Here is a 23,588-nt window from a genome sequence, read left to right as displayed (position 1 = left end):
TTTTAATTAATCAACTGTTGTTGTAGTTCATGTATTTCATCGCGAACAGAGCCCGCTTTTTCAAATTCTAAGTCGCTTGCGTATGCATGCATTTTGGTTTCAAGCTGCTTAATTTGTACGGTAATTTCTTTGGCGCTAAGTACCTTTTTAGAGTCTTTACGAACAAGTCTAAGGTTATCTTTAGGGCCGGCTTCTTCGCCTACATCCATCGCATCAAGAATCTTTTTGGCTAGTGAATGCGGTTCAATACCGTGTTCAATATTATAAGCATGCTGAATTTCGCGTCTGCGCGCTGTTTCGTCCATGGCCTTAGCCATAGATTTTGTAATTTTATCACCGTACAAAATAGCGCGGCCATCTAAGTGACGTGCAGCACGACCAATGGTTTGAATAATTGAACGCGCCGAGCGTAAAAAGCCTTCTTTATCGGCATCAAGTATGGCTACTAGCGCCACCTCTGGCATATCTAGGCCTTCTCGAAGTAAGTTAATACCCACTAACACATCAAACACACCCGCACGTAAATCACGAATAATTTCAACGCGTTCAACCGTGTCTATGTCTGAATGTAAGTAACGCACTTTTACGTCGTGCTCACTTAAGTAATCGGTTAAATCCTCAGACATACGTTTGGTCAAAGTGGTTACAAGTACACGCTCGCCCTTCTCTACACTTTTATAAATTTCTGAAAGTAAGTCATCAACCTGATCGCCCACTGGGCGCACTTCAATAAGTGGATCGAGCAAGCCTGTTGGACGAATTACTTGCTCTGCTATTGCGCCCACACAACGGTCTAACTCAAAGTCGCCTGGCGTTGCCGATACATAAATTGTTTGTGGTGAAATAGCTTCAAATTCTTCAAAGCGCAGCGGCCTGTTGTCCATTGCTGAGGGCATTCTGAAGCCATACTCAACTAAGTTTTCTTTACGGCTTCTGTCGCCTTTATACATTGCGCCAATTTGCGATACGGTTACGTGCGATTCATCAATAATCATCAATGCGTCGTCTGGGAGATAATCAAGTAACGTAGGCGGCGGATCGCCCGGCGTACGGCCCGATAAATAGCGGCTGTAGTTTTCTATACCAGAGCAATAACCTAGCTCCCGCATCATTTCTATATCGTATTGCGTACGCTGTGTTACGCGCTGCTCTTCTACTAATTTATTCGCACTGAGTAACTGGGCTCTTCGATCTTTTAGTTCTTCTTGTATTTTATCAATAGCACCGAGTATTTTTTCACGCGGGGTAACATAGTGTGTTTTAGGATAAATAGTGGTGCGTATTATATGCTTTTCGACGGCGCCTGTAAGTGGGTCAAAAATACTCAAGCGCTCTATTTCGTCGTCAAACATTTCTACGCGAATTGCGAAGGTGCTAGATTCTGCAGGAAATATGTCAACCACTTCACCACGTACACGATACGTACCACGGCTAAAATCTATATCGTTGCGAGTGTATTGTATTTCGGCAAGGCGACGTAGCATGTCGCGTTGATCTACTTTTTCGCCCACTTTTAAAAGCAGCATCATTTTCATATATGACTTAGGGTCGCCCAAACCATAAATAGCCGATACCGACGCCACAATAATGGTGTCGCGGCGTTCAAGCAGTGCTTTGGTTGCACTTAAACGCATTTGCTCTATGTGCTCGTTTATTGAGGCATCTTTTTCAATAAAGGTGTCGCTTGATACAACATAGGCTTCTGGCTGGTAGTAATCGTAATACGATACAAAATACTCAACCGCATTTTTAGGGAAAAACTCTTTCATTTCTCCGTATAGCTGCGCGGCAAGTGTTTTATTGTGCGCCATTATTATTGTTGGACGGTTTAAGTCGTTAATAATATTAGCCATGGTAAAGGTTTTACCTGTACCAGTGGCGCCTAATAATGTTTGATGTGCAAGCCCTGCTTCTAGGCCTTCGCACAGCTGTTTAATCGCTGTTGGCTGATCGCCTGCTGGTTTAAAATGTGATTTTAACTGAAAATGGTCGCTCAATTATTGCACTCCTGTAACGATTCGCCGCTCAGCGTTTCTAGTTTTTTCATAAACCATTTATACGCCACTATTGCTGTAAATAAGTTACCTAAAGCAGCGCCAATAAACAGCCCTAATAATCCGGCTATTTCGTTGCCTACATAAGCAAATGGTACATAAAATATGAATAACCGAATGACACTTAAAACCAGTGCGTACATTGGTTTGTGTAAAGCATTAAACGATGAGTTTGATAATATGATCACCCCTTGTAAGCCATAGCTCAACGGGATGGTATAAATAAAGAGCTTAATTACATCTATTACGGCTTGTTCTTTACCAAACAATTGGCTTATAACGCCTGAAAATGCAATGAGTAATACGTAAATAGCAAATTGCCATACCATCACAAATTTTAGTGTACCTGTGTACGCTTCTTTAACGCGGCACAATTTGCCAGCCCCAAAATTTTGGCTAACAAACGGCGGCAAAGTCATAGATAGCGCAAGCACTAATATACTTGCAATAGATTCTATACGGCTGCCTACCCCAAATGCGGCTACAGCCTCTGGGCCGTGGTGCGCAACCATAGCGGTCATTACGGCCATTGCAACCGGTGTAAGCATGTTCGCACCTGCTGCAGGTAAACCAATCTTTAATATTTTACGAATAGCGCCAACAACCGTTTGCTTGCCCGCTTTTAGGCTCAACAAACGCTTTTTAAACATTAATATATACAAAATAATAATTACTGCGACTGCCCATGCAATAACACTTGCTATGGCTGCACCTTGAATACCTAAGGCAGGTATTGGCCCAAAGCCAAATATCAACATGGGGTCAAGTATCGCGTTTATAAGCCCTGCTCCGCCCATTACTATACTTGGCGTTTTTGTATCACCACTGGCGCGCAGTACCGAATTACCAATCATGGGGGTTATTAAAAATAAGCTACCAATAAACCATACATTCATGTATTCGTGTATTAACGGTAATACTTGTGCGCCCGCTCCTAGTAAAGTAAATATTGGGTCAATCATTAAATACCCAACCGACGACAACACAATAACTAAAACCACACCAACCATTAAAGAAATGCTGGCATCAAAACGTGCTTCATCAATTTTATTACTACCGAGTGCTTTAGCAATAACCGCAGATGTACCAATACCCAGTCCTATTGCTAAGCTAATAACGGTAAAAGTAACCGGAAACGTAAAGCTGACGGCAGCAAGTGGCTCAGTGCCAAGTAAGCTTATAAAGAAGGTATCTACAATATTGAACATCATTAGCGTGATCATGCCGAATATCATCGGGATGGTCATCGTCTTTAATGTAGGCAAAATGGGATCGTTTAGTAAATCTGGGCGAGTCTGAGATTTTGAAATTGCGCGCATGGAATAAATAGGCCTCTTTTACTGAGCGAATCATTTTAAAGCATCAAGGCAGTTCAAGCCACGGATTTATCACTACAATTGATGTAATTAATGAAGTAAAGATTCGAAAAAATAGTAAAACTTCATTTTTACATCTTTTTGTTAAAATAGAGCCTTAACACTCCAAAAAACAATTAAAACACATTTTTATAACTTTTATTACAAACACACTGTGTTATCTGGTGCTTTTTTACACAAAGGCATGACTTGATTTATCGTTACGAAAAAATTCACTCATCGAGTTACACCCTTTAGCCATAAAAACATAACCAATTGTTTTTAAACAAATTAAAAATAATGATTTAAAAGCTTGAAATCGTTGTAGCACCCTAAACCATTGGTGCCGATGATGTTCTTAAAGTTTCATAAACAGAGTTATCCACAGAAACCGTGGATAACTCATTCAAACCCGCATTTATAAAGGCTTTGAGAGAGCCGCAATTTTCGATGAGGTCCAACCAATTAATCATTTGCTAATTGTGGCATTTTTATAAACTCACACTAAAAATTGTAGCTCGCCGGTTTTTCTTCTTAACATAGTTGTACGTTGGTAAACAAAAAACGTTTAAGACAAAGTTAAGTTATTGATTGTTCTATTTTTGAACGCAGAAAATAAATACCCTATTTATAAATAGTGATTAGATCACAATTAAGGGTAAAAAATACTTCTGTGAATATTCACAGAAGTATTTTTTTAGAAAATTAAAGCAAAAAAGTAAATAAATGCGAAGAATACCCACTAAGAAAAAATGAGTTTTTATGTTTTTGGGCCGATTTTTAATTACAAGTGACTTTAATAGCGTGTTTAATTTAACCAATTTAAAGACTCAACAATAATAAAAGTCACATTGTTATTCTTAAATTTTTAAAAAAGTAACTTTAATAGAGCTACAAAACACGCAGATCGAACACAAAAACAACGAATAAACCTCTTTTTTCAATTTATGACTTTTATATGTTGACACTTTGCGGCTCGGTCATTAATATTTCGCCCCGTTGAAAGGCAAGACGCTTCCCCCTTAGCTCAGTTGGTTAGAGCGACGGACTGTTAATCCGCAGGTCCCCCGTTCGAGTCGGGGAGGGGGAGCCAAGTTTTGTTACGATTTCCCCCTTAGCTCAGTTGGTTAGAGCGACGGACTGTTAATCCGCAGGTCCCCCGTTCGAGTCGGGGAGGGGGAGCCAAGTTTATGTTTATGATGTAGTTCCCCCTTAGCTCAGTTGGTTAGAGCGACGGACTGTTAATCCGCAGGTCCCCCGTTCGAGTCGGGGAGGGGGAGCCAAGTTTATGTTTATGATGTAGTTCCCCCTTAGCTCAGTTGGTTAGAGCGACGGACTGTTAATCCGCAGGTCCCCCGTTCGAGTCGGGGAGGGGGAGCCAATTCTAAGAATTTCATAGACATCTCAAGCTAATTCCACTACTCTTCCTTATATAACTAAAGCATTAGTTTATTCCTTAATGCGCTGTACTTAGTTTATTAATCAAGGACTTGATTCCTTCCCTTTTGAATTATTAAAAGACTGAAAACATGGCTGGATTTAAAAAACTTATTTTTATACAAATTATCTCTTGGTTATTGTGTGTTGCAGCAGGAAGCTACTTCATATCTATAAGCTTTGATACTGCGGTAAGTGATGCACAAAAAAGTGCGCAAACTACTGTTACTAAGTATATTAATGACCTTTCTTTAGACGATATTTCTGCTCAAAATTTAAAACAATCAATTGCAGATGGTAAAACGTTTTCAAGCTTCACTCTAAGAGATTACCAAGGGGCTGAAATATTTAGTATTAACCCCCCTACTCAATTACCAATGTTTGCTGATTTTGTACTCTCTAACTTTAACTCAGTGCGCCCTCAATTTGCTGTAAATGACGCCTCAGATATAAAAGTTGAATTTGTACTTAACATTGAGCATTTAGCGTCGCAGCTACAAACCTCCCTTTTTATTGTTATTTTGATTTCTGCCATTTTAGTTATTATTCCAATAATTCTAATGAAATCTATTTTTTACCATTTAAATAAAAACATAAGTACAACAGTTGCTGACATTATCGATATTTATATCAATCAAAACCAAGTTGATAATGATTTAGAAACAGCACTAGATGGCACTCGATTGAAAAAAATGGGAAAAGATTTAGTACCTAGCTTTAATCGATTATCACATTTCTTAAAAAACAAAAACGAAGACATACAAAGCGCTGCTATGACTATTAAGCATGAAGCGTACAAAGATGTAATTACCTCGCTTGGTAATCGTAATATGTTTGTTGAGTACTACGAAAAAAATATTGAAAACACTGAGCAAAGTACATTTGGCTCTTTAGCTATGGTTCGTTGTAGCGAACTACAAGCTATAAACCAAAGCCGTGGTTATCAAAAAGGTGATGAGTACGTAAAAGGCGTTGCCGATATTATTAAGCACATAAGCGGCACTTACACTGGCAGCCAAATATTTAGATTAAACAGCTCTGACTTTGCTGTCGTACTACCCCACATTCCTTTAAAAGAAGCTGAGCGCTTTGGTGAAAACCTGCAATCGCGCTTCACGCAGTACCAACAAAACCAAGAGTTAAGCTCGGTAGCTAATACAGGTATTGTAGGTTACGAAAAAGGTAAGCCGTTAGGCGAATTGCTTTCTGTTGTTGATAACGCAATGAGTATGGCGCAATCAAAACAAGTAAACGCATGGCACGTACAACGCGAAACCGATTTAGTTAATAACGTAAGTGCGGGTTTTGGTAATCAAAACTGGCGTAAGGTTATTAAAGAAGTTATTGAATCTAAGCGTGTGCATTTGGTAATGCAAAACATTATGCCGCTTGGTAAAAGCATAAAAGCCTACGCTGAAGTACAAGTTCGATTTAAAACAGAAGACAATCAAGTACTGCCTACCGCTTCTTTTTTAGCGATGGCCGAAAAGCTTGATATGGCAATAGAAATTGATCGCCTGATCATAGACTCTTCTCTTGAAAAGGTTAAAAGCCGTAATTTATCTGAAAAGTTTTTTGGTTTAAACGTGACAGCTTCTAGTGCACACAACGATCAGTTTGTAATTTGGCTAGAGCGCCGATTATTGAAAGATACGCATATTGCATCTAAACTAGTATTTGAAGTAAGCGAGTTTGGTTTACAGCAAAACATCAAGGCTAGTAAGCGCTTTATCGACATGGTTCACCGTGTTGGCGCACGCGTTACAGTTGAACGTTTTGGTGTTGGCTTAACTTCGTTTAAGTTTTTCCGAGATTTAAAACCTGACTTTATTAAAATGGACGCAAGTTATACTCGCGGCCTCGAAGACGATAAAAACAATCAGTACTTTATGCGCTTAATGGTCGATTTAGCCCACCGCATTGGTGTTAGTGTATTTGCTGAGGGCGTTGAGAGCCAAGAAGAAAAGCACATTATAGAAACGTTGTGTTTAGATGGCGTTCAAGGTTATTACATAGAAAAACCTAAAGACATATAGTCTATTGGAGGCATCATGAAAAGAGTAATTACCTTTATTATACTTTTTATTATGCCTTTGAGTTTGTACGCAAACGCCCCGCAAAAAGAATTAGTTTTTAGCACTCACAACTATCCTCCATTTTCATTTGTTGATGAACACGATAATGCCGCTGGCCCCTTTGTTGATATACTTACCTTAGCGTGTAAACGCCTCAATTATAAATGTGAGTTTGTCAGCGTACCAAATCGTCGCTCTAAGCTCATGTTAAAAAACCTGCAAGCTCAAGGAAACTTTCCTATGGGCTGGAATCTTGACCGCAACGAATGGCTTTATTTTTCGATCCCGCTTATGAAAATGCAATATGGATTTTTTCAACCTGAGGGTGCAAAAAAAACCATCAAAAGCCTCAATGATCTACAAAAAATGCAAATTGCTGTTTTTGGCCCTTCAAATGCATCTTTTCAACTAGTTAAAATACAGCAACAAATGATTAAAGACGGATTGAGGGAGTTTGATATTGTTTTACTCACCGATGCCAATGGCACGGGTGTAAAAATGATAGAAAACAACCGTATAGATGGGTACTTTGCCAATACTTTACAAGCACGCGCTAGGCTAAAACAATTTAACTTACATCATGTTAATTTGGCCTTTTTACAAAGCGAATCCCCCTATTTTATTGGTTTTAATAAAATTCAATTATCTCCTGAACAAATTGCCCTATTTAATAAAGCACTATTAGATTTATACCAAGAACACGATCAATTTAAAGATATTTTAAAGCCATATAATATCGATCCTATTCTAATTACACCTGAAATCTTAAGTCGCTTTAATATCATTACTGATTGAGTCGTTTATTTGCTTCTCATGTGTTGTTAATCGATAAAGAAAAAAGGATAATACCCACGTTTATTATAGCGTGAGGCACACATGACAGAATATGTCTTGTTATTGATTGGAACCGTTCTGGTTAATAACTTTGTATTAGTACAATTTTTAGGCTTATGTCCGTTTATGGGCGTATCAGGTAAGCTTGATACGGCGATTGGTATGTCTTTGGCAACCACGTTTGTGCTTACCCTTGCCTCTGTAACTAGCTATTTAGTTAATCAATATATTTTAATCCCTCTGGATATCGCCTTTTTACGCACCATGAGCTTTATTTTAGTGATTGCCGTTGTAGTGCAATTTACCGAAATGGTTGTGCGTAAAACAAGCCCTACTCTATATCGTTTATTAGGCATATTTTTACCGCTGATCACCACTAACTGTGCGGTATTAGGTGTGGCTTTATTAAATATCAAAGAAGATCATTCGTTTTTACAATCTGCAGTGTATGGTTTTGGTGCTGCGGTTGGTTTTTCTTTAGTGCTTGTATTATTTGCAGCACTACGAGAACGTTTAGCAGCTGCTGACGTTCCTACGCCTTTTAAAGGCGCCTCTATTGCAATGATCACTGCAGGCTTAATGTCGATGGCGTTTATGGGTTTTACTGGATTAGTGAAGTTTTAATATGACCTTGTTTTATGCCTTGATAGCGATTGGTTCGCTAGCACTCATTTTTGGACTTATTTTAGGGTTTGCAGCAATTCGCTTTCGCGTTGAAGGTAACCCTATTGTTGAGCAAATTGATACTATTTTGCCGCAAACTCAATGCGGACAATGTGGCTACCCGGGTTGTCGCCCTTACGCCGAAGCCATAGCCAATGGCGATGAAATAAATAAATGCCCACCGGGCGGCGAATCAACCATGAAAAAGCTTGCCGGCTTAATGGGTGTTGATGAAAAACCACTTGCCGGTGGCGAGCAAGCAGAACCTATAAAAACAGTGGCTTATATTCGCGAAGATGAATGTATTGGCTGTACCAAATGTATTCAAGCCTGCCCGGTTGACGCCATTTTGGGCGCAACTCGTCAAATGCACACTGTATTAATTGATGAATGTACTGGCTGTGATTTATGTGTTGAGCCTTGCCCTGTAGATTGCATTGATATGCTACCTGTAGCCGAAACTAAACAAAACTGGAAATGGCAGCTAGATGCTATTCCTGTTACACAAATAGATTAGAGGTTTGAGTGGACAAGTTACTTGAACAAATAAAAAAAGGCACCGTGTGGGCATTTCCTGGCGGCATACACCCACCACAACAAAAATCACTCTCTAATAGTGCGAGTATCACTCGCCTACCGTTGCCCGACAAACTCATTGTTGCGCTTAAGCAACACATAGGCGCAAACGGTAAGTTACTTGTAGAAAAAGGCCAACACGTCTTAAAAGGCCAACCACTTACAGCGCCTGCTGCTAACTGGTCGGTACCTGTGCATGCTCCAAGCTCTGGTGTGGTTACTGATATTGCACCTATGCCATCAGCACATCCATCGGCCCTACCTGAACTAAGTGTTATTATTGAACCAGACGGCAAAGACGAATGGGTAGCTCTAAATAAAAATAAAAATCCTGCTGAGCTTAGTCATGATGAGCTGATAAATATTATTCACCAAGCCGGTATTAGCGGTATGGGTGGTGCTGGTTTTCCTACTTATGTAAAAGCAGATACCAAGCAACCTATCGAATTTTTGATTGTAAATGCTGTTGAGTGCGAACCTTATATTACTGCCGATGACGTTTTAATGCGCGAACACGCTAAAGAAGTTATCCAAGGCATTGAAATAATGCAGCAACTTTTAAACCCAACACTGTGCATTGTGGGTGTAGAAGATAACAAGCCTGAAGCTATTGCAGCAATGAAGCAAGCAGCTGAGCATAACTCAAAAATTATTATTCAAACGGTGCCAACTATTTATCCATCTGGCGGTGAAAAGCAATTAATTAAATTACTTACTAACCGTGAAGTTCCTAGCATTGGTATTCCTGCCGATATTGGTATTTTAGTGCATAACACCGGGACTTTGTTTGCCGTACAACAAGCCGTTTATGAAGGTAAACCACTCATTGAACGTATAGTTACGGTAACAGGTAACACTATTCATAAGCCTGGGAATGTATGGGCACTACTTGGCACTGAAATAAAGCATTTACTTGATTGCCAAGGTTTCTCACCTGTACCGCAGCAAAGTGTTGTAATGGGCGGCCCAATGATGGGCTTTACGCTACCCACAGTGCGTATTGGCATAGTTAAAACAACTAACTGTATTTTAGCGCCTGATCATAAAGAGCTAGCGGAGCCCGGCCCTGAAAAAGCCTGTATACGTTGTAGCGCTTGTGCTGATGCCTGCCCTGCTTCTTTATTACCACAGCAATTGCAGTGGTTTGCTAAATCAAAAGAGTACGACAAACTACAAGAGCATAATTTATTTGACTGTATTGAGTGTGGTGCTTGTGCATATGTGTGCCCAAGCGAAATCCCTCTTGTACAGTACTACCGTATAGCCAAAGTTGAAATTAAAGAACAACAAGCGGATAAAATTAAAGCCGACAGAGCAAAAGAGCGTTTTGATGCACGAAAAGAGCGTTTAGATCGCGAGCAAGAAGAACGTCAAAACCGCCACAAACGTAAACCTGCAGCTAAATCTGCTGACGAAAAGCAAAAAGTAGCAGAGGCACTAGCCCGCGTTAAAAATAAATCAGATAACGGCGATGAAAAATCAGCTGTTGCAGCTGCTATTGCACGCGCTAAAGCTAAAAAGCTAGGCGATCAATCTGCTGAATTAGAACCTGACAACAGCGAAGTAGCAAAAGAGCGCGCACTACGTAAAGAACAAGCGCGTAAATATAAAGAGCAAAAATCTCAAACAGATGAATCGGCCGATACTGCGCCCGTTGATGATAAAAAATCAGCAGTCGCTGCAGCCATTGCTCGCGCTAAAGCTAAAAAAGCAGCACAAGCATTAGATAACGCTGAACAAGCAGCAAGTGAAGAGCCACAAAACGTGGCCCCTGTTGATGATAAAAAGTCAGCGGTAGCTGCGGCCATTGCTCGAGCTAAAGCTAAAAAAGCAGCACAAGCATTAGATAACGCTGAACAAGCAGCAAGTGAAGAGCCACAAAACGATGCCCCTGTTGATGATAAAAAGTCAGCGGTAGCGGCGGCCATTGCTCGTGCTAAAGCCAAAAAGGCAGCACAAGCATTAGATAACGCTGAACAAACAGTAAGTGAAGAGCCACAAACTGATGCCCCTGTTGATGACAAAAAAGCAGCGGTAGCGGCGGCCATTGCTCGTGCAAAAGCTAAAAAAGCGGCTAAAGCATTAGATGGCGCTGAGCAAACCGTGAGTGAAGAGCCACAAAGCGATACGCCTGCTGATGATAAAAAAGCAGCCGTAGCGGCGGCCATTGCTCGCGCAAAAGCTAAAAAAGCAGCTAAAGCATTAGAAGAAACCGAGCAAACCGTGAGTGAAGAACCACAACGCGCGGCACCCGTTGATGATAAAAAAGCAGCGGTAGCTGCGGCCATTGCGCGCGCAAAAGCTAAAAAAGCGGCACAAGCATTAGAAGAAGCCGAACAAACTCAAGAGCCACAAATTGATAGTGCTGCACTAAAGGGTGCAAACAATAATACCGATGACTCATCCAATTCTACTGAAGCAGATAAACCTAAATCAGCCGACGATAAGAAAAAAGCCGCCGTGGCCGCAGCAATTGCGAGAGCAAAAGCTAAAAAGTTACAAAAAGAAGGAAATAATCAGTCATGAAATTAACCATGGCCAGTTCGCCGCATAATCACAGCCATAAATCGTTAACGCGATTAATGCTTAGCGTTATTGCTGCGTGTATTCCTGGGCTAATTGCTCAAGTTTTCTTTTTTGGAACAGGTGTACTTATTCAACTGGTACTAGCGCTTGTTGCTGTAAGCGTATTTGAAGCTGCAATAATGCTAATGCGAAAGCGCCCTGTTTGGCCTGCACTGAGTGATGGCAGCGCATGGCTTACTGGTGTGTTATTGGCATTAAGTATTCCGCCCCTTGCGCCTTGGTGGGTAATTGTTATTGGTTGTTTATTTTCTATTGTTATAGTTAAACAGCTTTATGGCGGCCTTGGGTTTAACTTATTCAATCCAGCAATGGCGGCTTATGTACTGCTTTTAGTTTCGTTTCCGGTACAAATGACCGCATGGTTGCCTGTTACCGATTTAATAAATACGCCAATAGGCTTTGCTGATCAGCTAAGGCTAATATTCACCGATTTTACGGCCTCTGGGTTTAGCCTTGATCAAGTACGTGCAGGGGTTGATGGCCTAACAATGGCAACACCGCTGGATACTGTTAAAACAGACATAGCACACGGTTTAACCGTAACCGAAAGCATGCAAAAACCATTATTTAACGAATGGGCTGGCCTTGGTTGGGTATGGGTTAACTTAGGCTTTTTAGCCGGTGGTTTATACTTATTAAAAGCAAAAATAATTAACTGGCATATTCCCGTCAGTTTTATTGCAAGTTTAGCTGTATGCAGCGCAATTGGTTATATTGCAGCACCAGGTACTGAGCCGGGTACCCTATTTCACTTATTAAGTGGTGCCACTATGATGGGGGCCTTTTTTATAGCAACCGATCCGGTATCTGCAGCAACAACTAACAAAGGGCGCTTAATTTATGGCGCGCTAATTGGCTTACTAATTTATTTAATTCGTACCTTTGGTGGTTTTCCTGATGCCATCGCATTTAGCGTATTATTGATTAATATTGCAGTGCCGCTAATAGACTACTACACACAGCCACGTACTTATGGCCATGGAGCAGTAAAATGATCATTTCGTCAATGGCTAAAAATGGTGCTATTTTAACTGCGTTTGCGTTAGCAACAACGGGCTTAGTTGCCTCTATCAACGCGCTTACTGCCGATAAAATTGCAGAGCAAGAACAACTGCAACTTACTGCGCAGCTACAAGAAGTGCTCGACCCAAAATCGTACGACAATCAATTATCACAAGATTGCGTAATTATTACTGACGAAAAACTAGGCCCACACGCAAACCAAGTAATTTACCGTGCTCGTAAAAACAATAAACCAGTCGCTGTTGTTATTAGGCATGTTACGCCAAACGGCTACAGTGGCGATATTAACTTATTAACAGCTGTATTGAGCGATGGCACTATTGCTGGCGTTCGTACGACTAAACACGAAGAAACTCCTGGTTTAGGCGACAAAGTAGAAGTTAAAAAATCACTTTGGATCACAACATTTAAAAGCTTAACGGTTGAAGGCGAAGAAGACGCTCGCTGGGCTGTAAAAAAAGATGGCGGCCAGTTTGATCAATTTACAGGCGCGACCATAACGCCACGTGCTGTTGTGGGCTCTGTTAAAAATGCCGTATTGTTCGCACAAACTAATTTTGATGATATTTTTGCAGCACCTAATGCCGAATGTATGGAGGTAGCTAAATGAGTGAATTAAAAACATTATACAAAGAAGGTGTATGGGTAAATAACCCTGCCCTTGTACAGCTTTTAGGTTTATGTCCACTGCTTGCCGTTACCTCAACTGTAACAAATGCCTTAGGTTTAGGCTTAGCAACTTTACTCGTACTCATAGGCTCAAACGTGACTGTATCGGTTGTGCGTAACTGGGTGCCAAAAGATATTCGTATACCTGTATTTGTAATGATCATCGCGGGCTTTGTAACAATAGTTCAATTACTTATGAACGCTTATACCTTTGGTTTATATCAATCATTGGGAATTTTTATTCCGTTGATTGTAACTAACTGCGCCATTATTGGCCGCGCCGAAGCATACGCCTCTAAAAACCCTGTTCATTTATCAGCATTTGACGGCTTAATGATGGGCTTAGGCTTTATGGCTGTACTGTTAGTATTAGGTACTATGCGCGAACTAATCGGCCAAGGTACGCTGTTTGACGGTGCCGACTTATTACTTGGCCCATGGGCACAGAGCTTGCGCATAGAAGTATTTAACTTTGATAACCAATTTTTACTCGCAATTTTACCACCGGGTGCCTTTTTAGGTCTTGGACTACTTATTGCTGCTAAAAACGTAATTGACGCACAAATAAAATCAAAGCAAATTGCACCGCCAGAGGCTGAAAAAGGCCCTCGAGCACGTGTGACCAGCTTAACTTAAGGGGAAAACGTATTAGAGCAACAATTAGCACTAATACGTTTTAAGTTGCATGAATAAAGAAAAACGTCACCAAATACTGTCGCGCCTGCGCGACGATAACCCGCACCCAGTTACAGAGCTTGAATATTCAAGCCCGTTTGAGTTACTAGTAGCAGTAACACTCTCAGCGCAAGCAACCGATGTAGGCGTTAATAAAGCCACTCGAAAGTTGTTCCCTGTTGCTAATACACCGCAAGCCATTTTAGATATAGGCCACGACACACTGCGTGATTATATAAAAACAATCGGTTTATTTAATTCTAAAGCTGCCAACGTGTACAAAATGTGCCAAATTTTGGTGGATGAACATAACAGCATAGTGCCAGAAAACCGTGAAGCACTAGAAGCCTTACCAGGCGTTGGCCGTAAAACCGCTAACGTAGTGTTAAATACCGCCTTTGGCTGGCTAAAAGATAATGAAGGTAGATACTTTTTAGCAGTAGATACTCACATCCAACGCCTTGCAAACCGAACGGGTTACGCTAAAGGAAAGACTGTTGAGCAAACAGAACAGGCCATAATTAAAAATACGCCAAATAAAAAAGAGTTTATGTTTAACCTTCATCATTGGTTTATTTTACATGGGCGCTATACGTGTACAGCGAGAAAGCCAAAATGTGGAAGTTGTATCATTGAGGACTTATGCGATTATAAAGAGAAAACTGAAATGTAGGATATCGAAAACATGAAGTGGATTTTAAAAGCTGTAACACACTTATTTTTAATGCTCTTATTAACCGGTTGCGTATCAACTGATTCTAATGATTCCAGTAATAAAAACTATACCGCGTTTAACAACCGCGGCCTTGCAATAAATTACACCGCAAAGGAAAAAAGAATCTTTATTAATAGAAAACAAACTGCAATATCGTTTGATACAAAGTACCAAGCAACTATTACCGATTTTTCTGATAAAGTTACCTACCAAGAAAAAGGTTTTTCTATAGACCTTAACAAAACTAAATTACCAGAAGACGCAAATAAAGATTGGGAATCTTTATTTGTTAGTAATACTTATGTTACTCAGAAGATATTTAAAACTGATATTAGTGGTAAAAATAGAGTGGACTATAATAAAGATATCTCAGTCACTATCATCCAGCACCCAAATAAAATTGTGATTATTGATGAAGATAATATAAAAAAGATTTTTTTTAAAGCGTCGAGTATGCCTAGCGAAGCCGCTAATGACTGGGATGAGCTTTACCACACACAAGATAAGAAAGTTAGCGTGTATCGCAATATCGAAAAAGTATCTTATTTAATGTATACCACTAATATCGATGATGAAATGACGTTCTTTAACTTAATACCTAAATTCGAGATTTATAGATCTCTTACCAAGAACGTTTATAGGTTTGCTATAGTAAAACCAACCCACACAGAGGCATTTGACTTTTTGCCTACCAGAAATTTCATTTGTGCGGATCTAACTAAGCAATACGCAAGTATAAGGCAAGCTCAAGGTATTGCATTGGCAAAAAATCTAGTTTTAGGTCTTGTTCAGGCTTATAAAAGCCTTAGCACCTCAACCACTTCAGGGCAATTAAACTCAAGTTACTCTGGAGTGTATAACGACTCTTGGGGTCACGGTACATGGTCTGGATACGGGACTAGTCACTACTCCGGATTCAGTCAAACTTATGATTATAGTTTTATTGGTGACCGTGCTGCTGATCTACTGAACTTAGCCTTTACCCCTAATGCACAGTTAAATACCATTGAAACAGCATTGGAACAAAACCAGTGTGAAACACCCTGGTATTAGAAAGCTAAAATATCAAGTTGTGATATTAACTATCAACCGCAACAATACCTGTTTAGGCTGCTAAAAGATAATAAAGGTAGATACTTTTTAGCAGTTGATACTCATATCCAAAGCCTTGCGAACCCTACTGGTTACGCTAAAGGCAGAACGGTTGAACAAACCGAACAAGCCATAATAAAAAATACACCAAACAAAAAAGAATTTATGTTCAACCTTCATCATAGGTTTATTCTGCATGGCCGCTATACGTGTACAGCGAGAAACCCAAAATGTGGAAGTTGTATTATTGAGGATTTGTGTGACTATAAAGAGAAAACTGAGTGATAGCTAAGAGTAGTTATTCTTTAGTTAATATGAACTTTTTAACAGTCACATTTTTTAATTTCCATTTAAGAAGCTGGCGATTTGGTTCTGATATTAGCCTTTATTCGGCCAGCACCAGTTAAATTGAAAATTTGCGTTAGCTTCAGAATAGTTTGAATTTAAGCAAGGTGTTGCAAATATGTTATGATTTATTAATTAGAGCCCAGCTTAAACTTAAAATATAAATACAGTATTAATCAGAAGCTATTTCCGGTTTGTGCCATGAGCGGACATTGTTACGGTAATAAAATAGCTGACTAAAATTAGCGAGGAGCGAGCAAAAGCCATTTGTTTTATCCATATAAGCAACTTGTTAGATTTTCACTATCTCTCGAAAAGATCATCAATGACATCTATTGATGATTCCATATTATATCTTGGTTCTTTATATTCTTCGTGTATTGATGGCTCCATACTATATATATGTCCTTTATATTCATCGTAATGCTGTTGCTGTTCTTCGTGCATTGCCGAATTAATATTAGATTGAATAATCTCATCAATATCACAGCAGTCCTTTATGTAATCTTTATCAGCTTGTTCAAAGTGAATTTCTACCTCTGAGAGTCGTTCACTTATATAATCCTCTAATTCAGGATAAGTAGTACTGTCTGGCTCATATTCATCATCTAAAAGGCCTGCTTCAATAACTTCACTTTTAATACCATTAGATAAATACTCTAAATAATCTTCTTTTAACTTTTCAGTTAAAGTTGCTGGTGACAACTCTACTTTAGATACCAAATTAGAAATCGTAATAAACTCGTTTTCATCCTTTTCATAGTCAAAAACCCAACTATTGATTTGTGCTTTAAAAGCAGGTTCGTCAGGTTTGATATAGCCCAAAGAAAGTGACCATATAATAAATTCAAAATAGTCTGTACCATAGGTAATGGGACCAGACATTAACGCAGCTTTTGCTAAGTCTTGAATATATTCAATTAGTTTTCCTTTAGGCGAAATTTTTGATGAGGCACTAGCTAGTAACTTAAGCTTATAACTATCAATTTCTTTAGCTTTATTTGATAAAGAAAGGTCTAGTAATTGGGACTCTATGATCGAACAGAAAAATTGCTCTTCAATTACTCCCGAAGTTTTCAAATTATTTAGGTTATAGATTGATTGCGGTGTTCTTAAGCACAAAAGTAGCTTATTAATATATTGAAAATCAGTTAAATAGTTTTCAATTACAAAGTCAGAAATAGACGGGTTAAACAAGTCATATGAAACCCTATCTTTGTCTCTAATGCTTCTATTTAATAGGGCACCTATCAACAATTTTATTACTGAATCATAATCTTTACGAGAACTCAATTCTAAGTTACTTGATAGAATTTCCCAATAAAGAGAATTGAGTTGGTCTTCTAATAAAGGTAGCCCATGCAAAGATACAGCTATTACGATGTGTTTGCAGATATCATCAAGCTGCACCTCGAAAACATTTTTCCAAATATCTTTGGGATTTGATAACGTTTTATTTATATATTCCCAATAATTATTTGAACTGATATCTGAAAGACGGTGTTCATCAGTAATAAAAGATATTAGTCGAGGGTTGAAATTTTTATGATTAATTATTTTCAAATATCTCTTTTCTATGTATATTTGTTCTATGTACTCTTCATTTAAATTACCGAACCAAATGTGATTGTATAATATTTTAGCCTTATCAATATCTGTTAACGAGGTAATTGATAGTTCATATTCGTTCCTATCCACTTTTTTAATGCCAAAAAGGTCGCTAAGTCTTTTTCCTTGATTCAAGATATTTGAGCGAGATGTAAGAACAAACCTTTTGTTCTTATCTTTTTCGATTCTTTTGATAAAATTAATTACATGAGAATCTTGGTGTGAGCTCAAGGCTAGTAAAAAGTTTCTTCCCAAAAAATCATCGAAGTAGAAAACTTGCTTCGACTCTTCATTATAAATATCTTCTGCCTCGTTTAATGAATTTTCGATAAAGCAAAACTCAAAACCTCTCACAGTATAAAGTTGACATAATTGATCAGCTAAAGAGGTTTTCCCCACTCCAGGCGAACCAGTAATTATTACGGAGTGAATCTTTTCAAGCTTTTCGATTGCTTGCATATGGTTTTTGGTCACTACGTATCGGCAAGATTCTTCGATAATTTCTTCTATTTTATGTCTACTTCGACCAACAATTGCCGAATTTAGTATTGTTTGTAGAACATTGGTACTTGATATCCACAACTTGTAATGCTTTCTTTCTACCTCAATATTCTTTGATAACATGTCATTAAGGTCTTCATTGCCAAAAATATCTGACTCTGACAATATATACGGAGATAAAAGGTTCTTAATTTTTATTTTATTGGCCCTTGATAACTCTAATGAGGTTACAAATATGTAGCGGTTGGGGTTTAGCTTCCTCACTTTGTTTGCTTCTATGTTTTCTATAGACCTAATGAGAGCTTTAATACCTGACTTTATCCAGTGCTTACACTGAATAATAACTTCATCCCCTTCCAAGGAAAAAAAACGACCATCGACTCCACCATCAGGTCCAACTTTAAACCTTTCAACTCGAGTTCCAAAATGACATGTTAAAAGATCTGCTGATAACCCCTCAAACTCTTTATCATTCAAGCTACTAAAATCATAATCTGACATTAATCTGATGGCCTTTTATATAACTGTTTATATGGCGAAAACTTTACAATTTATTAGTGCGCTCATCGCGCATATTTCTGCCGACTTAACGTTCATTTATCTACTTATATAGTTTTAACAAATTACCTAAGATATTGCTATCACTAAGTTTTCTAAAACTTTAAAATAAAGTTAAATAGAACAATATGCGCGCAAAGAACATTTTGACCAATCAACTAACTATAGTATTAAGTCAATTTCAATGTCTGGTTTTCGCTCTTTGCCGAAGTTCGGCTCAGTGCCATAAGCTGCCTTTCCGGTTTAACTCATTTCATGCCCCAAAATGCGTTAGAGTCTTAGAATTGTCGAACCCATCTGCCTTCACTTTCTTATAATTTTTCTAATGTAGCGTCTTCTATCAGTGCAATGAAAGAAGTAGAATTGCATTAGATTCCTTAAGAGAATGAAAAGCATGGAAAATGACAATTCGATTCAATTGATTGATACGATAATCCCTAACTCAAAAAAACACGTAACAATCGATCTTAAAGGCAAAAACCTTATCATTACTGGTGGCAATGGCTGTGGTAAGACCCGCCTCCTAAAACTAATCCACGAGAACGTTTCTGCCCAAGTCGAGCAATTAACTCATAAAACCGCAGATCAAATTGGGGAGAACATAAGGAGTCGTGAGGCATGGCTGAGCGATTCTAGTCCGACGAATTCTAGCTATCATAAATATAAGCAGCAAATAGTTGAACTAGAACTAAAACTTGCTGATATAGATAAGGTGAAAGTAATACTTGGAAAAGTGGAAACATACTGCACCGATTTCAACGAAAAAAAAGCACTACTTCGTTTCTTCCCTGCCGTCAGAGAGCAATCTCTTGCTCATAATGGCTCAAATGATAGTCTTGCTCGCTTAAAGCAAGACGACAAGCATAATTCTCTTTCTAAAGATTCAAGTTCTCAATTTGAACGCTACCTAGTTGCTTTCTATAACTACGGTAGTCACCTATTAGCTCGTGTTGACAATAAAGCACAAGGTGCAAAGGTGGATGAATGGTTCGATAACGTAGAAAGTCAATTACAATACCTATTTGAAGATAAAAGCCTCAAGTTGGATTATAACGCTGAAGAACAGTCTTTCTACATTAAACAGGATGATAAAGACCCATACAAATTCGACAAACTATCATCAGGCTATCAATCCATTCTTAGCATCTACGCTGACCTTTTGATGAAGGTAGAATTGAAAGAAGTTAGTGCCGAAGAACTATCTGGTGTTGTCTTCATTGATGAGATTGACGCTCATCTTCACGTATCGCTTCAAAAAAAGATTTTCTCCTTCTTTGCCCAAGCATTTCCTAAAGTTCAATTCATTGTTACTACTCACTCACCTTTCGTAGTCCAGTCAGTGAGTAACTCGGTCATCTATGATTTGAGTGCTAATGAGCAGCTAGAAGACCTTTCAATGTATTCATACGAATCGATTCTAAAAGGCTTATTGGGTGTTGAAAGCAAATCTAGTATTCTGGATGGATTAATTGAAGAACTAGCAGCACAAATTCAAGCTAAGAGACCTGACTGGGGTACGATTTATGATCTTGTTCGTAGAATTAAACCAAATGAACGTAACTTAGATACGCATTCGAGCAATGTTCTAAAACAAGCTGAGATAATGATCATAGATCAGCGTGCTCAAAATGAAACGGAGGAATGACGTTGTTCAAAGTTATCCGCGCATTAGAAGAACCTGCTGAACTTAAGACCAAAGGATATAATAGTGATAAAGTTGTTAACTCCCTTTGGGAAATGTGCCATCGCAAATGCTATCTCTGCGAAACATTGAACCCTGATGCTCCTGAAATTGAACACAAGGAACCTCATGAAAACAAAGATGAAGACCTTAAAGTAGATTGGAAAAATCTGTTCTATTCGTGTCGCAGATGTAACAGTATCAAAGGAACGAAGCACAAAAACATTCTCGATGTAGCGCAAGTTGATCCGATAACTAAAATCATCTGGAACATGGCTCCATCCAACTACTCAGACGTAACGTTTGAAAAAGTGGATAAGAAATGCGAAGACAAAGCAGTTGACGACACGATAAAACTTCTTGAGCGTTGTTTTAACGAAGCTGGCACTGCCTTTCGTGGAATTACCAGGGAAGCACTTATCGAGAAGATTGAAATTAAGTTACAACACTTCTTAAAGCAAGCCTATAAAATCCGTCATGAAGACTCTGACGAAGATGATATTAATAAAGCGAGAAAGCAACTTAAAGTAATGCTCCAAAATAAGTACCCATATTCAGCTTTCTGGCGTTGGCGTTTCTTGAGAGACCCTGTACTGATGAGAGAACACTCAGATTTACTACTTGAATATGCAGAGCTGAGTCCTTGCAAAAAGTAAATTAAGGAGCTGTTGGCTCCTTAATTTACTCACCTCGCTAACTATAGCAGTTTTGAGTAATTGCCAAGACTTACTGGCTTCAATTAGAGGCAAGATTCAATGTTGATAGTAATGTAGTGCTGATGTGCGAAGTGTTCAGAACGATAATGGACGAATGCTCATAATGCGTAATCTATATACATGTAGTAACATCAGTATTCATTTCCGAGGCATGGAAAGCGACTTCGCTATGGGTTATCTATTAAACCCAACAAAATTTGAACCGACTGATAAAGAAAACGAATTCACCTTCATTCAAAGGAAGTATTCTGTGCCACCCAGTAAAGCTGATTTTGATGCTTGGGTATATCAATCTGTAAATCAAACTGCACAAAATCACTACATTGACCTCAGTAAGCGTATAGCGTTATCAGAATACCTCGGCTGCATGTTTGATACGGAACACCCGTTTGAAAGCAATCTACTTAACATGAATGTCGGTAGTACTGATATTAAGCCAATACATTAAATTGTACGCTAAAGATGGACGTGCCATTCATGGAACAAGTATCCTCTACTGATTTGATGTCTATTCGAAACAACGACGGTGAAGCATTCCAGTCGTTCCGTGCTGAATTAGAAAAAGGGCTACGTGAAGCAAGGTATGAAACTGATCCTAGTCGTGTGAAAGCAATTATCGAAGATACACAGCATGAACTATTCGAAGTACAAATGCGCCAGATAGCCCCACAACTGAAGCATTTAAAACGAACACATTTTGCTGAGGCTAGTATTGCAGTTGCCGGCTTAGGGCTTAGTATTTTGACTTTCGAGGCTAATTTGATTGCTACTGGCATCGCGGGTTTGAATGCGCTGAAGTCACACCACGACTACAAATCAAAAGTCACGGCGAATCCAAGTCATTTCTTGTGGAATGTAAAACAAAAAGCAAAGAAGTAGTTCTATTAGTTCGTTATTAAACAGAAAGCCCGCTGCCTGCGGGTTATTTGTTGTGGGATTGTTTGCTGGTACTTGTAGGATCGGCTTAGTTCTCTCTATTGCTATCGAACCTGACAGTGGCTTTTTCCCTTTTTCATACCTGTCGTAATTCATTAATTACTAATTTAGCAAAGGCGCTGACACGTTTTTGTCCAACAACGAGTTTACCCGACCGTCCGCTTATCGCTCTTTGCTGAAGTTCAACAGAATGTAAGAAGCAGACATTAGTACCTTAAACATATGTAGGCTATCTAGTTATAAATTAAGAGTGTGAAAAATCAGTTTAATTCTTTAAATTATTATTCGATAGCTTCTCTTAATTTTTTGTTATAAAAATCAAAACGCTGTTCAAAGCCAATGATCTGATTTTGAGAAGTCCATAAAGGTGCATCGGTAAATTCCCAACCGCACTCTACTATTTCACTCAAGGCATAAATATATTCAAAAGTGTCAATAAATAGACCTTGGAATTTTAAGAGCTTTTCTGGCGATAATTTTTTATATTTACTACCATGCACATAATAATTTCGACTTTTTATGGCGATATTTACAATGAACTCTAAGTCTTTGGTATTTATTTTATGTCCCACTAAATGTGGCTTAATTATATTAAGTCTTTCTTGTACTCTGTCTTTTAAGGACTTTCGAGTTAAAAAACCAATAGACTGTAATAGAGATTGTTTTATATCAGGAAACGTTGAAAACTCAGACTTGATGTGCATTTTTAAGTTTGTTAATAATTCTTCTGCATCAGTAGCTATCGATAATTTTGTATCCTGCTCTGATACCGGAAAAATATCAAACATATTTGCTGCTGTTATAAGTCTGTCTGAGGAATAGGAGTCTCTGAAGTACGTATTGTAAAAGTTGTACCTTACACTTTCTCTATCACTTTTTTCAAACCAACCTTTCAAAATTTCTGGAAATCTGTCGTTAGTTACATCAATAAGTGGTTCAGAGTAATAGCTATCCTTTATCTCTTTCCCCCATTCATAATTATCGTGATAAATAGTAAATTCATGGTGTTCGTGTTCAATCTTCTTTAGCGTTATGTCTTTAAAAAAAAGACCTTTCACACCAATAAACCTAAGAAATAAAGCAACTAAATTGGCTCGTTTGAATGCTTCATCAATAGTAACACCTTCACGAAAATCAATAGTTATGACTACTTTATTTTCGATCTTCACACCTGTTGCTCCCCCAAGAGAACCGCTAGTAACTAAGTTATGAGCTTTTATTGTACCTAATTCTGTTTCTTGCTCAAAAATTGAAAAGTCACCATTAAAATAAGCAATAACGGGATGCTTTTCGGTATCAAACTTTGGTGTATATTTTTGTGTATTCAGTGATTCAACTAAATTTTCATCCGGAAAGTTTATATAACCAAATGAATTTAAATGTTTAAAGAGCTTTAATGGATTACCAACTACCGGAGTTTTTCAAGTTAGTTGTCGCATCAAATTAAATTTTATGCCGCCCGCATTGCTTCTTTTTTCTCTGGATTTAA

Annotated in this window: 18 protein-coding genes, 4 tRNA genes and 1 pseudogene; 19 read left to right on the top strand and 4 right to left on the bottom strand. The window is 38.6% G+C overall.

Annotated elements, in window-relative coordinates:
* Nucleotides 1-2 precede the first annotated feature (2 nt).
* Both uvrB and I6F54_RS15335 read right to left on the bottom strand, forming a co-directional pair.
* Nucleotides 3-1,997, bottom strand: a complete 1,995-nt coding sequence (uvrB, locus tag I6F54_RS15340; RefSeq protein ID WP_007583893.1) for an excinuclease ABC subunit UvrB — start codon at nucleotides 1,995-1,997, stop codon at nucleotides 3-5.
* Nucleotides 1,994-3,373, bottom strand: coding sequence for an MATE family efflux transporter (locus tag I6F54_RS15335; protein ID WP_166421067.1), 1,380 nt, complete (start codon nucleotides 3,371-3,373; stop codon nucleotides 1,994-1,996). The genes uvrB and I6F54_RS15335 overlap by 4 nt, the downstream gene beginning before the upstream one ends.
* A 1,052-nt stretch (nucleotides 3,374-4,425) precedes the next feature.
* Here I6F54_RS15335 and I6F54_RS15330 point away from each other — a divergent pair.
* The 15 genes and pseudogenes from I6F54_RS15330 to I6F54_RS15260 form a co-directional block, all read left to right on the top strand.
* Nucleotides 4,426-4,502 (top strand) — tRNA-Asn (locus tag I6F54_RS15330).
* Nucleotides 4,503-4,517: 15 nt separating this feature from the next.
* Nucleotides 4,518-4,594 (top strand) — tRNA-Asn (locus I6F54_RS15325).
* A gap of 21 nt (nucleotides 4,595-4,615) precedes the next feature.
* Nucleotides 4,616-4,692, top strand: a tRNA-Asn gene (locus I6F54_RS15320).
* Nucleotides 4,693-4,713: 21 nt separating this feature from the next.
* Nucleotides 4,714-4,790, top strand: a tRNA-Asn gene (locus I6F54_RS15315).
* 148 nt (nucleotides 4,791-4,938) lie between these two features.
* Nucleotides 4,939-6,882 carry an EAL domain-containing protein gene (locus I6F54_RS15310; protein WP_024592352.1) on the top strand — a complete coding sequence of 648 codons (1,944 nt, stop codon included), beginning with the start codon at nucleotides 4,939-4,941 and terminating at the stop codon, nucleotides 6,880-6,882.
* Between the two features lie 15 nt (nucleotides 6,883-6,897).
* Nucleotides 6,898-7,716, top strand: a complete 819-nt coding sequence (locus tag I6F54_RS15305; RefSeq protein ID WP_165740413.1) for a substrate-binding periplasmic protein — start codon at nucleotides 6,898-6,900, stop codon at nucleotides 7,714-7,716.
* An 81-nt stretch (nucleotides 7,717-7,797) separates the two neighbouring features.
* The gene (rsxA, locus tag I6F54_RS15300) at nucleotides 7,798-8,379 is read left to right on the top strand and encodes an electron transport complex subunit RsxA (protein ID WP_008172491.1); all 582 of its coding nucleotides are present in this window, start codon (nucleotides 7,798-7,800) and stop codon (nucleotides 8,377-8,379) included.
* Nucleotide 8,380: 1 nt separating this feature from the next.
* Nucleotides 8,381-8,935, top strand: coding sequence for an electron transport complex subunit RsxB (gene rsxB / locus I6F54_RS15295; RefSeq protein WP_007585357.1), 555 nt, complete (start codon nucleotides 8,381-8,383; stop codon nucleotides 8,933-8,935).
* A gap of 8 nt (nucleotides 8,936-8,943) precedes the next feature.
* Nucleotides 8,944-11,520, top strand: a complete 2,577-nt coding sequence (gene rsxC, locus I6F54_RS15290; protein ID WP_197142177.1) for an electron transport complex subunit RsxC — start codon at nucleotides 8,944-8,946, stop codon at nucleotides 11,518-11,520.
* Nucleotides 11,517-12,575 carry an electron transport complex subunit RsxD gene (rsxD, locus tag I6F54_RS15285; RefSeq protein ID WP_197142176.1) on the top strand — a complete coding sequence of 353 codons (1,059 nt, stop codon included), beginning with the start codon at nucleotides 11,517-11,519 and terminating at the stop codon, nucleotides 12,573-12,575. Before rsxC ends, rsxD begins: the two co-directional genes overlap by 4 nt.
* Nucleotides 12,572-13,213: an electron transport complex subunit RsxG gene (gene rsxG / locus I6F54_RS15280; RefSeq protein ID WP_002962266.1), complete on the top strand. Its 642-nt coding sequence runs from the start codon at nucleotides 12,572-12,574 to the stop codon at nucleotides 13,211-13,213. The genes rsxD and rsxG overlap by 4 nt, the downstream gene beginning before the upstream one ends.
* Nucleotides 13,210-13,908, top strand: a complete 699-nt coding sequence (locus I6F54_RS15275) for an electron transport complex subunit E (RefSeq protein WP_165729536.1) — start codon at nucleotides 13,210-13,212, stop codon at nucleotides 13,906-13,908. Before rsxG ends, I6F54_RS15275 begins: the two co-directional genes overlap by 4 nt.
* Nucleotides 13,909-13,957: 49 nt before the next feature.
* Nucleotides 13,958-14,620 carry an endonuclease III gene (nth, locus tag I6F54_RS15270; RefSeq protein WP_197142175.1) on the top strand — a complete coding sequence of 221 codons (663 nt, stop codon included), beginning with the start codon at nucleotides 13,958-13,960 and terminating at the stop codon, nucleotides 14,618-14,620.
* 12 nt (nucleotides 14,621-14,632) lie between these two features.
* Nucleotides 14,633-15,715: a hypothetical protein gene (locus tag I6F54_RS15265; protein ID WP_197142174.1), complete on the top strand. Its 1,083-nt coding sequence runs from the start codon at nucleotides 14,633-14,635 to the stop codon at nucleotides 15,713-15,715.
* A gap of 51 nt (nucleotides 15,716-15,766) precedes the next feature.
* Nucleotides 15,767-16,039 (top strand): annotated as a pseudogene (locus tag I6F54_RS15260) (endonuclease III domain-containing protein); the annotation flags it as partial.
* Nucleotides 16,040-16,402: 363 nt separating this feature from the next.
* Here I6F54_RS15260 and I6F54_RS15255 read toward each other — a convergent pair.
* A complete protein-coding gene (locus I6F54_RS15255) occupies nucleotides 16,403-18,709 on the bottom strand; it encodes a restriction endonuclease (RefSeq protein WP_197142173.1) in 2,307 nt (768 codons plus the stop codon).
* Between the two features lie 451 nt (nucleotides 18,710-19,160).
* Between I6F54_RS15255 and I6F54_RS15250 the strand changes: the two genes are divergently transcribed.
* The 4 genes from I6F54_RS15250 (at nucleotide 19,161) to I6F54_RS20370 (ending at nucleotide 22,042) form a co-directional block, all read left to right on the top strand.
* A complete protein-coding gene (locus I6F54_RS15250) occupies nucleotides 19,161-20,411 on the top strand; it encodes an AAA family ATPase (RefSeq protein ID WP_197142172.1) in 1,251 nt (416 codons plus the stop codon).
* A gap of 2 nt (nucleotides 20,412-20,413) precedes the next feature.
* Complete coding sequence (locus tag I6F54_RS15245) at nucleotides 20,414-21,103, top strand: HNH endonuclease (RefSeq protein ID WP_197142171.1); 690 nt, start codon at nucleotides 20,414-20,416, stop codon at nucleotides 21,101-21,103.
* Between the two features lie 310 nt (nucleotides 21,104-21,413).
* Nucleotides 21,414-21,611, top strand: a complete 198-nt coding sequence (locus I6F54_RS20375; protein WP_231617045.1) for a hypothetical protein — start codon at nucleotides 21,414-21,416, stop codon at nucleotides 21,609-21,611.
* A 29-nt stretch (nucleotides 21,612-21,640) separates the two neighbouring features.
* A complete protein-coding gene (locus tag I6F54_RS20370; RefSeq protein WP_231617044.1) occupies nucleotides 21,641-22,042 on the top strand; it encodes a hypothetical protein in 402 nt (133 codons plus the stop codon).
* Between the two features lie 338 nt (nucleotides 22,043-22,380).
* On the opposite strand, the gene I6F54_RS15235 is transcribed toward I6F54_RS20370, so the two are convergent.
* Nucleotides 22,381-23,268, bottom strand: coding sequence for a HEPN domain-containing protein (locus I6F54_RS15235; protein WP_197142170.1), 888 nt, complete (start codon nucleotides 23,266-23,268; stop codon nucleotides 22,381-22,383).
* Nucleotides 23,269-23,588: the final 320 nt, after the last annotated feature.

It is taken from the genome of Pseudoalteromonas sp. SWXJZ10B, assembly GCF_015864475.1.
Lineage (GTDB): Bacteria > Pseudomonadota > Gammaproteobacteria > Enterobacterales > Alteromonadaceae > Pseudoalteromonas > Pseudoalteromonas arctica.
Note: the sequence above shows the minus strand (reverse complement) of the source record. Positions and strands in the feature narration are given on the sequence as shown.